The organism is Blastococcus sp. SYSU D00922 (genome assembly GCF_054050495.1).
In genome coordinates, this window is the sequence record NZ_JBJGZL010000005.1 from 262,284 (window position 1) to 272,814 (window position 10,531).

At 73.4% G+C, this 10,531-nt stretch carries 11 protein-coding genes; 10 read left to right on the top strand and 1 reads right to left on the bottom strand.

Annotated features, from left to right (window positions below; all coding sequences use genetic code 11):
• Nucleotides 1-12: 12 nt before the first annotated feature.
• Entirely contained in the window at nucleotides 13-852 is an 840-nt protein-coding gene (gene larE / locus ACI78T_RS10240; RefSeq protein ID WP_456557980.1) for an ATP-dependent sacrificial sulfur transferase LarE, read from the top strand.
• A 96-nt stretch (nucleotides 853-948) separates the two neighbouring features.
• Nucleotides 949-1,269, top strand: a complete 321-nt coding sequence (locus ACI78T_RS10245; protein WP_456557981.1) for a hypothetical protein — start codon at nucleotides 949-951, stop codon at nucleotides 1,267-1,269.
• Here ACI78T_RS10245 and larB read toward each other — a convergent pair.
• Nucleotides 1,248-1,928, bottom strand: a complete 681-nt coding sequence (gene larB, locus ACI78T_RS10250) for a nickel pincer cofactor biosynthesis protein LarB (protein WP_456557996.1) — start codon at nucleotides 1,926-1,928, stop codon at nucleotides 1,248-1,250. The two genes, ACI78T_RS10245 and larB, sit on opposite strands and share 22 nt — an antisense overlap.
• 56 nt (nucleotides 1,929-1,984) lie before the next feature.
• On the opposite strand from larB, the gene ACI78T_RS10255 reads away from it, so the two are divergent.
• The 8 genes from ACI78T_RS10255 to dapB all read left to right on the top strand — a co-directional run bounded on the left by ACI78T_RS10255 (nucleotide 1,985) and on the right by dapB (nucleotide 10,139).
• Nucleotides 1,985-2,323 carry an antibiotic biosynthesis monooxygenase family protein gene (locus tag ACI78T_RS10255; protein ID WP_456557982.1) on the top strand — a complete coding sequence of 113 codons (339 nt, stop codon included), beginning with the start codon at nucleotides 1,985-1,987 and terminating at the stop codon, nucleotides 2,321-2,323.
• An 81-nt stretch (nucleotides 2,324-2,404) separates the two neighbouring features.
• Nucleotides 2,405-3,544, top strand: a complete 1,140-nt coding sequence (locus tag ACI78T_RS10260; protein WP_456557983.1) for a branched-chain amino acid aminotransferase — start codon at nucleotides 2,405-2,407, stop codon at nucleotides 3,542-3,544.
• A gap of 17 nt (nucleotides 3,545-3,561) precedes the next feature.
• Nucleotides 3,562-4,539 (top strand): bifunctional riboflavin kinase/FAD synthetase, encoded by a 978-nt coding sequence (locus ACI78T_RS10265; RefSeq protein WP_456557984.1) that lies wholly within the window; start codon nucleotides 3,562-3,564, stop codon nucleotides 4,537-4,539.
• Between the two features lie 151 nt (nucleotides 4,540-4,690).
• Nucleotides 4,691-4,960 carry a 30S ribosomal protein S15 gene (gene rpsO, locus ACI78T_RS10270; RefSeq protein WP_456557985.1) on the top strand — a complete coding sequence of 90 codons (270 nt, stop codon included), beginning with the start codon at nucleotides 4,691-4,693 and terminating at the stop codon, nucleotides 4,958-4,960.
• A 274-nt stretch (nucleotides 4,961-5,234) separates the two neighbouring features.
• Complete coding sequence (locus ACI78T_RS10275; RefSeq protein WP_456557986.1) at nucleotides 5,235-7,478, top strand: polyribonucleotide nucleotidyltransferase; 2,244 nt, start codon at nucleotides 5,235-5,237, stop codon at nucleotides 7,476-7,478.
• A gap of 140 nt (nucleotides 7,479-7,618) precedes the next feature.
• On the top strand, nucleotides 7,619-8,914 hold the full coding sequence (locus ACI78T_RS10280; RefSeq protein WP_456557987.1) for a M16 family metallopeptidase: 1,296 nt from the start codon (nucleotides 7,619-7,621) through the stop codon (nucleotides 8,912-8,914).
• A gap of 8 nt (nucleotides 8,915-8,922) precedes the next feature.
• Nucleotides 8,923-9,288: a VanZ family protein gene (locus tag ACI78T_RS10285; RefSeq protein WP_456557988.1), complete on the top strand. Its 366-nt coding sequence runs from the start codon at nucleotides 8,923-8,925 to the stop codon at nucleotides 9,286-9,288.
• Between the two features lie 44 nt (nucleotides 9,289-9,332).
• Complete coding sequence (dapB, locus tag ACI78T_RS10290) at nucleotides 9,333-10,139, top strand: 4-hydroxy-tetrahydrodipicolinate reductase (protein WP_456557989.1); 807 nt, start codon at nucleotides 9,333-9,335, stop codon at nucleotides 10,137-10,139.
• The last annotated feature ends 392 nt before the right edge of the window (nucleotides 10,140-10,531 follow it).

The following is a 10,531-nucleotide window of genomic DNA, read 5'->3' on the forward strand; positions in this document are numbered from 1 at the left end:
AACCTGCCACCCGTGAGCACCCTCGAGGACCGGATCGCGGCGCTGGAGGCCGAGCTGCGTCCGCTGCCCGGCGTGGTCGTCGCCTTCTCCGGTGGCGTCGACTCCGGCGTCGTCCTGGCCGCGGCGGTGCGGGCGCTCGGTGCCGACCGGGTGGTGGCCGCGACCGCCGTCTCCCCGAGCCTCCCGGCGTCCGAGCAGGCGGGGGCGCGGGAGTTCGCCGCGTCGCTGGGCGTGCGCCACGAGCTGCCGCGCACCGACGAGCTCTCCCGCGAGGGTTACCGCGCCAACGCCGGCGACCGGTGCGCCTTCTGCAAGACCGAGCTGGTCGAGGTGCTGAACCCGCTCGCCGCCCGGCTCGGCATCGCTGACGTCGTCACCGGCACCAACGCCGACGACCTGCGCGCCGGGTTCCGGCCGGGCATCCGGGCGGCCGCCGAGCGCGGCGCCTGGGCACCCCTGGCGCGGGCCGGCATGAGCAAGGACGACGTCCGGGCCGCCGCCCGCCTCTGGGGCCTGCCGCTGGCGGACAAGCCCGCGGCCGCGTGCCTGGCCAGCCGGATCGCCTACGGCGTCCCGGTCACCGCCGAGGGCCTGGCCCGGGTGGAGCAGGCGGAGGCCGGCCTGAGGACGGCGATGACCGGCGCCGGGCTGCCGGTCCGCGACCTGCGGGTGCGCGACCTGGGCGGCGACCGGGCGCGGGTCGAGGTCGACGCCGCGCTGGTGGTGGACCTGGTCGGACGCGACGACCTGCTGGCCGCCGTCGCGGGCTTCGGCGAGGTCGAGGTCGACCCGCGCGGCTTCCGCTCCGGGTCGATGAACGAGCTGCTGCCCGACCCGGTCCGCTACCGCTGAGCGGAGGTGCCGAGGCGGCTTGAACAGCCGTCCCGGTGGGTCTCTACTGGACCGGTGCCAGGCACCCACCCGTCTCCAGGCGCGCCGCCCGTCCCGGTGGCCTGCACCTTGACGCCGGTCGACGCGCCGGACCGGCTGGGGCGCTGGCAACGGCTGCACGACCTGGCGGGTCCCAGCGCAGAGCTGCGCCACGGGCGGCTGGAGGTCACCTACCAGCCGGTGGCCGGTGTCGCCGACGAGTTGCGCGAGCTGGCTGCCGCCGAGCAGACGTGCTGCGGCTTCGTGGACTGGAGCGTGACGGAGGTCCGGGGTCGTCCCACCCTGCGGGTCGTCGCGCCCGAGGACCGACCGGACGCCGTGCTCGCGATCGCGGCGATGTTCGGGCTCGCGGGGGCTCAGGCGCCGTCCGGCCGCTGAGCGCTGCGCACGATGCGGGCGGCCGCCACGCCGGCGCCGAACCCGTTGTCGATGTTCACGACCAGCACGCCCGGCGCGCAGGCGGTGAGCATCGTCAGCAGCGCGGCCAGCCCCTCGAAGGCGGCGCCGTAGCCGACCGACGTGGGCACGGCGACGACCAGCCGGTCGGTCAGCCCGGCCACCACGCTCGGCAGGGCGCCGTCCATCCCCGCCACGATGACGACCGCGTCGGCCGCCGCGATGTGTGGCGCGACGGCGAGCACCCGGTGCACGCCGGCCACCCCGACGTCGTCGACCCGGGTGCACCCGACCCCGGACGCCCGCAGCGTCGCCGCGACCTCCGCGGCGACCGGCCCGTCCGACGTCCCGGCGGTGAGGACGACGACGTCCCCGACGGGGGCCGGGACCTCGCCGACGAAGGCGCAGCGGGCCTCGGCGTCGATGACCGCGTCGGGCCACCGCTCGAGGACGGCCGCCGCGGTCGCGTCGTCCACGCGGGTCGCCCAGGCGGGCGCCGCGCCGCCCTCGAGCAGGGCGGCGAGGCAGTCGACGGTCTGGGCCGGCGTCTTGCCGGCCGCGTAGACGACCTCGGGCGTGCCGGTGCGCTCGGCCCGGTCCAGGTCGAGCTTGGCGAAGCCCAGGTCGGCGGTGCGGTGCATGTCCACGCCCTCAGCATGCGGGATTGACCCGACCCCCGGTCGGGAAGGGGAGGGCCATGAGCGTCGTCAAGATCAACGCGATCACCGTGCCCAAGGACAAGCAGGAGCGTTTCGAGGAGCGGTTCCGCGGGCGCGCCGGAGCCGTCGAGACCACCCCGGGCTTCGAGTGGTTCGAGCTGCTGCGCCCCGTCGAGGGCACCGACCAGTACCTCGTGTACACGCGGTGGACGAGCGTGGAGGACTACGAGGCATGGCAGTCGAGCCAGGACTTCGACCGGGCCCACGACGGCGGCGGCGACACCCTGGCGTCGGCCGCCCCGCACTCCGCGCACGTGTGGACCTACGAGGTGCTGGAGTCCGCCGGCCCGAAGGCCAACCAGGACGGCCAGGCCTGACGCCGGCCCCGCGGGGATAGTGTGGCGGGCGTCCCGGCCGCCGCCGGGACGCCCGAACACGCGCACTCGCAGGTGGGAGCCATGACCGACACGCTCGCCGACAGCCGTACCTCCTCGCGGATGTTCACCGAGGGCGTGCCGCTCGTGGTGGAGGACGTGACGCGTCGCCCGGCCGCCGAGCGCGCCGACATGCTGGCCGACCCCGGGTTCGGCCGGTACTTCACCGACAGCATGTTCGTAGCCCGCTACCAGGCCGGGAAGGGCTGGTACGACGCCCGGCTGACGCAGTACGCGCCGCTGCAGCTGGACCCGTCGACCGCCGCGCTGCACTACGCGCAGTCGATCTTCGAGGGGCTCAAGGCCTACGCCCAGCCCGACGGCAGCGTGGCCACCTTCCGCCCCGAGGCCAACGCCGCCCGCTTCGCCCGCGGCGCCAAGCGGCTGGCGATGCCGCCGGTCCCCGAGGACGCCTTCCTCGCCGCCGTCGACGCCCTCGTCGACGCCGACCGCGACTGGGTGCCGACCGGCCCCGACCAGACCCTCTACATCCGGCCCTACCAGCTGGCCAGCGAGCCGTTCCTGGGCGTGCGCCCGGCCTCGGAGTACCTGTTCCTGGTCATCGCCAGCCCGGCCGGCGCCTACTTCCCGCGCGGGGTCCACCCGGTCTCGGTCTACCTGTCCGAGGACTACATCCGGGCCGCCCCGGGGGGCACCGGCGACGTCAAGTGCGCCGGCAACTACGCGGCCAGCCTGCTGGCCCAGGAGCAGGCCATCGCGGCCGGCTGCGACCAGGTGGTCTGGCTCGACGCGGTGGAGAAGCGCTACGTCGAGGAGATGGGCGGGATGAACCTGTTCTTCGTCCTCGGCTCCGGCGCCGACGCCGAGCTGGTCACCCCCGAGCTCACCGGCACGCTGCTGCCCGGCATCACCCGCGACTCGCTCATCGAGGTCGCGCGGGAGAAGGGCCACCGGGTCACCGAGCGCCGGTTCTCGGTCGACGAGTGGCGTCAGGGCGTGGCCGACGGCACCGTCACCGAGACCTTCGCCTGCGGGACCGCCGCGGTGATCACGCCGGTCGGCGAGGTCAAGGCGCGCACCGGCGACTTCGTCGTCGGCGACGGGACGCCGGGGCCGCTGACCATGCAGCTGCGCGAGTCGCTCCTGGACATCCAGCACGGGCGGGTGGCCGACACCCGCGGCTGGCTGCACCGGGTCGCCTGAGCCCGGGCGGCGTTCGCGTGCTGCGCTGGCGAGGGCTGGACGCCATCCCGGGTGACCTCGGCCGGACCGTGGTCACCATCGGGATGTACGACGGCGTCCACCGGGGGCACCAGCAGCTGATCGGCACGGCGGTCGCCCGGGCGCAGGCGATGCGCCGTCCCTGCCTGCTCCTGACCTTCGACCCGCACCCGGCCGAGGTCATCCGGCCCGGCTCGCACCCGGCGATCCTCACGTCGCTGGACCGCAAGGCCGAGCTGGTGGCCGAGCTCGGGGTGGACGCCATGTGCGTGCTGCCGTTCACCGCCGAGTTCATGCGGCTCTCGCCGGAGGGCTTCACCCACACGGTGCTGGTCGAGCACCTGCACTGCGCGCAGGTGGTCATCGGCCAGAACTTCACCTACGGGCACCGGGCGGCCGGGACCGTCGACTCCCTGATCGCGGAGGGACGGCGGTTCGGCTTCTCGGTCGAGGGGGTGCCGCTGGCGAACGTCGGGTCCGAGCCGGGGGAGGAGGAGGTCACCATCTCCTCCACCTACATCCGGGCCTGCGTCGCGGCGGGCGACATGGAGCCCGCCGCCCGCGCGCTCGGGCGGCCGCACCGCGTGGACGGCGTCGTCGTGCGCGGTGACCGCCGGGGCCGCGACCTCGGCTACCCGACGGCGAACGTCGAGACCCCGCCCTTCACCGCGATCCCCGCCGACGGCGTCTACGCCGGGCACCTGGTCACCCGGGACCCCCGCAGCGGCGCGAGCAAGGAGCGCTTCCCCGCCGCGATCTCGGTGGGCACCAACCCGACCTTCCAGGGCAGCCGGCGCACGGTGGAGGCGTTCGTGCTCGACTACGACGGCGACCTCTACGGCGAGCACGTCGGCGTGGAGTTCGTGCGGCGGCTGCGCCCGATGGCCGCGTTCCCGGACGTCTCGGCGCTGGTCGCCGCGATGGACAAGGACGTGGCCGACACCCGCCGGATCCTCGGGCTGCCCGGCGCACCGTGATCGGGCCGCTCATCCGTCCTGGTCAGTGCGCCGACGGGCCGACGTCCGCGCGCTGGTAACCTCGTCGACGTCGTGCATGCGCACGGCTGTGTGAGACCTGCCCCCGTGATTCAGACCGGGGGCCACACGCGACCCGCCCCGGAGGCGAACCATGGCGCTCGACAGCGCAGTGAAGAAGCAGATCATGACCGAGTACGCCACGGTCGAGAACGACACCGGCTCGCCCGAGGTCCAGGTCGCGATGCTGACCAAGCGGATCAGCGACCTCACCGAGCACCTCAAGCAGCACAAGCACGACCACCACAGCCGGCGGGGCCTGCTCCTGCTGGTCGGCCGTCGCCGCCGGCTGCTGAACTACCTCGCGAAGACGGACATCACCCGCTACCGCTCGCTCATCGAGCGGCTGGGTCTGCGCCGCTGAGCACCGAGGGGGCCGTCCGGGACATCCCGGGCGGTCCCCTTCCTCGTTCGGCACCCGCCGCACGGGGAGCAACCGGCCCGCCGCCGGACGCGTCCTGAGAAGGGCCGGTCCTCGGTAGTGGCCCCCGGGACGTATCGGACCCCCGCGAACGGGGAACGGCACCGCCCGAGGGCTTCGATCGAGCACCGGTCGCCCGGACGCAGGACGGCGAGAGGCCGTCAGAGGAGTCGCAGGTCGGCACGAGGCCGCTGCGACGAAGAAGAGAGAAGGACACGTGTCCACCATCACCGCAGAGTTCGACGCCGAGGACGGCGTCACCACCGCCACCGCGGTCATCGACAACGGCAGCTTCGGCAGCCGTTCCATCACCTTCGAGACCGGCCGCCTCGCCAAGCAGGCCGCCGGCTCCGTCGTCGTCTCCATGGGCGACACCATGCTGCTGTCGGCCACCACGGCCGGCCGTCAGCCGAAGGAGCAGTTCGACTTCTTCCCGCTGACCGTCGACGTCGAGGAGCGGATGTACGCCGCCGGGCGCATCCCCGGCTCGTTCTTCCGCCGCGAGGGCCGCCCCTCCGAGGACGCGATCCTCACCTGCCGCCTGATCGACCGCCCGCTGCGCCCGACCTTCGCCAAGGGCCTGCGCAACGAGGTCCAGGTCGTCATCACCGTGCTGGCGCTGGACCCCTCGCACCTCTACGACGTGCTCGCGATCAACGGCGCCTCGGCGTCCACGCAGCTGTCCGGCCTGCCGTTCTCCGGCCCGGTCGGCGGCACCCGCGTCGCGCTCATCAACGGCCAGTGGGTCGGCTTCCCGACCCACGCCGAGCTCGAGGACGCCGTCTTCGACATGGTCGTGGCCGGCCGGGTCCTCCCGGACGGCGACGTCGCGATCATGATGGTCGAGGCCGAGGCCACCGAGAAGACGATCCAGCTGGTCGCCGGTGGCGCCCCTGCCCCGACCGAGGAGGTCGTGGCCCAGGGCCTCGAGGCCGCCAAGCCGTTCATCAAGGCGCTGTGCGACGCGCAGGCCGCGCTGGCCGAGAAGGCCGCCAAGCCGGTCGCCGAGTTCCCCCGCTTCCTCGACTACCAGGACGACGTCTACGCCGCCGTCGAGGCGCAGGCCGCCACCCGGCTCGCCGAGGTCCAGGCCATCGCCGGCAAGCAGGAGCGCGAGGCCGCGACCGACGCCCTCAAGGACGAGGTCAAGGCCGCCCTGGCCGGGCAGTTCGAGGGCCGCGAGAAGGAGATCTCCGGAGCCTTCCGCGCCGTCACCAAGAAGGTCGTCCGCCAGCGCATCCTGCGCGAGAAGGTCCGCATCGACGGCCGCGGCCTGACCGACATCCGGCCCCTCTCGGCCGAGGTCGAGGTCGTGCCGCGCGTGCACGGCTCGGCGCTGTTCGAGCGCGGCGAGACCCAGATCCTGGGCATCACGACGCTGAACATGCTGCGCATGGAGCAGCAGCTCGACACGCTGTCGCCCGAGACGCGCAAGCGCTACATGCACAACTACAACTTCCCGCCGTACTCCACCGGTGAGACCGGCCGCGTGGGCTCGCCCAAGCGGCGCGAGATCGGCCACGGCGCGCTCGCCGAGCGCGCCCTGCTGCCGGTGCTGCCCGACCGCGAGGAGTTCCCCTACGCGATCCGGCAGGTCTCCGAGGCGCTGGGCTCGAACGGCTCGACGTCCATGGGCTCGGTCTGCGCCTCGACGCTGGCCCTGCTCAACGCCGGTGTGCCCCTGAAGGCGCCGGTCGCCGGCATCGCCATGGGCCTGGTCTCCGACGAGGTCGACGGCAAGACCGAGTACGTCGCGCTGACCGACATCCTCGGTGCCGAGGACGCCTTCGGTGACATGGACTTCAAGGTCGCCGGCACCAAGGACTTCGTCACGGCCCTCCAGCTCGACACGAAGCTCGACGGCATCCCGTCCGACGTCCTGGCCCAGGCGCTGACCCAGGCCCGCGCGGCCCGGCTGCACATCCTGGACGTCATGGGCGAGGCCATCGACGGCCCGGACGAGATGAGCCCGTACGCCCCCCGCGTGACCACGGTGAAGATCCCCGTCGACAAGATCGGCGCGGTCATCGGCCCCAAGGGCCAGATGATCAACGCCATCCAGGACGAGACCGGCGCCGACATCACCATCGAGGACGACGGCACGATCTACGTCGGCGCGTCCGACGGCCCCTCGGCGCAGGCCGCGGTGGACCGGATCAACGCCATCGCCAACCCGACGCTGCCCAAGGTCGGCGAGCGCTTCCTCGGCACGGTCGTCAAGACCACGCCGTTCGGTGCCTTCGTCTCCCTGCTGCCCGGCCGCGACGGCCTGGTGCACATCAGCAAGCTCGGTGGCGGCAAGCGCATCGGCAAGGTCGAGGACGTCGCGAACGTCGGCGACAAGATGCAGGTGGAGATCACCGACATCGACGCCCGCGGCAAGATCAGCCTCGTGCCGGTCGCTGCCGAGGGTGACGGCGCCGCGGTTCCGGCCGAGGCCGCCGCTCCCGCGGGTGAGTGAGCACGCCTGACGTGAACGGGGCCGGGGGGGGGGGGGGGGGGGGGGGGGGCCGGGGCGGGGGGGGGGGGGGGCGGGGGGGGGGGGGGGCGGGGGGGGGGGGGGGGGGGCCCCCCCCCCCCCCCCCCCCGGTTCCCGTCGGGGTGACCGAGCTGCTCGACCTCGACGAGGTCGGCGGCCGGGTGGAGCGGACCGAGCTGCCGGGTGGCCTGCGCGTCCTGACCGAGACGATGCCGGGCGTCCTCTCGGCCACGCTCGGCATCTGGGTCGGTGTCGGCTCGCGGGACGAGAGCCCGGCCGTGGCCGGGTCCTCGCACTTCCTCGAGCACCTGCTCTTCAAGGGGACGGCGACCCGCGGCGCGCTCGAGATCGCGACGGCCATGGACGCCGTCGGCGGTGAGATGAACGCGTTCACCGCCAAGGAGCACACCTGCTACTACGCCAACGTGCTCGCCAGCGACCTCCCGCTGGCCGCCACGCTGCTGTCGGACCTGGTGACCGAGGCGCGCAACACGGCCGCGGACCTGGAGTCCGAGCGCACGGTGGTGCTCGAGGAGATCGCCATGCGTGACGACGAGCCCTCCGACGCCGTGCACGACCTGTTCGCCGAGACGCTCTTCGGCGACACCCCGCTGGGCCGCTCGGTGCTCGGCACCGTCGAGTCCATCGAGGGGCTCACCCGGGACGACGTCGACGGCTGGTACCGCGGCCGCTACACGGTGCCCTCCATCGTCGTGACGGCGGCCGGCCGGGTGGAGCACCAGCAGGTCCTCGACCTGGTCACCGCGGCGTTCGGCGACAGGCTGGGCGGCGACACCCGCCCCGCGCCGCTGCGGACGGGGGACGGCGCGGTGCACAAGCCCGCCCGGTCCGCCGGCCTCATCGCTCGTCGCACGGAGCAGACCCACCTGCTGCTGGGGACGCCGGCCATGGGGCGCCTGGACGACCGCCGGTACGCCGCGGCCGTGCTCGACGCGGCGGTGGGCGGCGGCATGAGCTCGCGGCTGTTCCAGGAGATCCGGGAGAAGCGCGGGCTGGTCTACAGCGTGGGGTCGGCGCTCTCCCACTACGCGGGCGCCGGTGCGTTCTCGGTGTACGCCGGGTGCTCGAAGAAGCGCGTGCCCGAGGTGCTGCGCCTGATCCGGGCCGAGCTCGAGCGGGTGGCGGCCGAGGGCATCACCGCCGAGGAGGTGGTCCGCAGCCGCGGCCAGCTCAAGGGCGGCATGGTGCTCGGTCTCGAGGACACCGGCTCGCGGATGAGCCGGCTCGGCAAGAGCGAGCTCTCCTACGGCGAGTACCTGCCGGTGCGCGAGGTGCTGGCCCGGCTCGACGCCGTCGACGAGGCGCAGGTGCGCGAGGTCGCCGCCGAGCTGTTCGGCCAGGACACCTGCCTGGCCGTGGTGGGTCCCTACCGCGAGTCCGACCTCGACCGGCTCTGAGCCCGCCGATGCGCGACGCCCTGCAGGTCCACGGTGCGCTGTCCCGCGGCGTCTTCGCCGTCGTCGTCCTCGTGTCGCTGGCGGTCCTCTTCGCGCCGGCGTCGGACGTGCCGAGCGCGCCGCCGGGCGTCGACAAGGTGGTCCACGTCGCGCTGTTCGCCGCGCTCGCGATCTCGGGGCGGTGGGCCGGCTGCGCGGCTGCCCCGCTGGGATGGCTGCTGCTCGGCTACGCCGTCGTCAGCGAGCTGATCCAGGGGTTCACACCTCTCGCGCGCAGCGCCTCGCTGATCGACGGGGTCGCCGACCTGGCCGGCATCCTGCTCGGCCTCGCCCTCTGGGCGGTGCTCGGCCGGCGCCGGTCTCCCACGCCCTGACCCGGCGGCTTGCGTCCGGGGCGTCCGGCGGGAAGCCTGACGGCGTGACCACGAGCACTTCGACCCCTGACCAGCAGGCCTCGCCGTCGGGCGCCGCCGAGGCGCCGCTCATCAACGTGGGGGTGCTGGGCGCCCGGGGCCGCATGGGAACCGAGGTGGTCAAGGCGGTGAACGCCGCCGACGACCTCGAGCTCGTGGCCATGATCGACGACGGCGACTGGCTGTTCGACATCGCGAACGCCGGCGCGCAGGTGGTCGTCGACTTCACCCGCCCGGACGTCGTCATGGACAACATCCGGTTCTGCATCGACAACAACATCCACTGCGTCGTCGGGACGACGGGCTTCGACGAGGCCAAGCTCGCCACGATCGCCGAGTGGCTGGAGCCCAAGCCCGAGGTCGGCGTGGTGATCGCCCCCAACTTCGGCATCGGCGCCGTGCTGCTCATGAAGTTCGCGCAGGAGGCGGCGCGGTTCTTCCCGTCGGTCGAGGTGGTGGAGCTGCACCACCCCAACAAGGTTGATGCCCCGTCCGGCACCGCCGTGCGGACGGCCCGGCTCGTGGCAGCCGCCCGGCGTGCAGCCGGCCTGCCCGCCTCGCCGGACGCCACCACGGACTCGCTGCCCGGTGCCCGCGGTGCCGACGTGGAGGGCGTCGCCGTCCACGCCGTCCGGCTCACCGGGCTCGTCGCGCACCAGGAGGTCCTCATGGGCGCGGCGGGCGAGACCCTGACCCTGCGGCACGACTCGTTCGACCGGGCGTCCTTCATGCCGGGGGTGCTCCTGGCGGTCCGGGAGATCGGCCGCCGGCCGGGTCTGACCGTGGGGATCGAGAGCTTCCTGGGCCTCTGAGCGGGGGCTCGGGACCCCCGCTCGACACCCCCCGTGCACGGCCCCCAGAGGTCGTGTATGGTTCTCCATGCGCCGCGCGGACCGGGAGGTCCGCCGGACCAGCCCCCCGGAGCGGGGCCGCTGGAAACCGGCGTAGTGTTGGACATCCAAGCCAGCAGGGATACCCGAGAGGGTGGACTTGTTGCGCGTCCGCTCTTTGAGAACTCAACAGCGTGCCGAAAGTCAGTGCCAAGTAGTACCCCGTGCCCGGGCCACTTGTTGGTCGGGGCTGGGATTCCTTTGGTTGATTGATATCGCGAGTGTCAGCTCGCGGTTCTCAGCCGGTATCGAATTCATCTACGGAGAGTTTGATCCTGGCTCAGGACGAACGCTGGCGGCGTGCTTAACACATG

Coding starts and splice junctions, on each gene's coding strand:
- rpsO (WP_456557985.1), top strand. CDS start 4,691: ATGGCGCTCGACAGCGCAGTGAAGAAGCAGATCATGACCGAGTACGCC.
- ACI78T_RS10255 (WP_456557982.1), top strand. CDS start 1,985: ATGAGCGTCGTCAAGATCAACGCGATCACCGTGCCCAAGGACAAGCAG.
- ACI78T_RS10260 (WP_456557983.1), top strand. CDS start 2,405: ATGACCGACACGCTCGCCGACAGCCGTACCTCCTCGCGGATGTTCACC.
- larB (WP_456557996.1), bottom strand. CDS start 1,928: ATGCACCGCACCGCCGACCTGGGCTTCGCCAAGCTCGACCTGGACCGG.
- ACI78T_RS10285 (WP_456557988.1), top strand. CDS start 8,923: ATGCGCGACGCCCTGCAGGTCCACGGTGCGCTGTCCCGCGGCGTCTTC.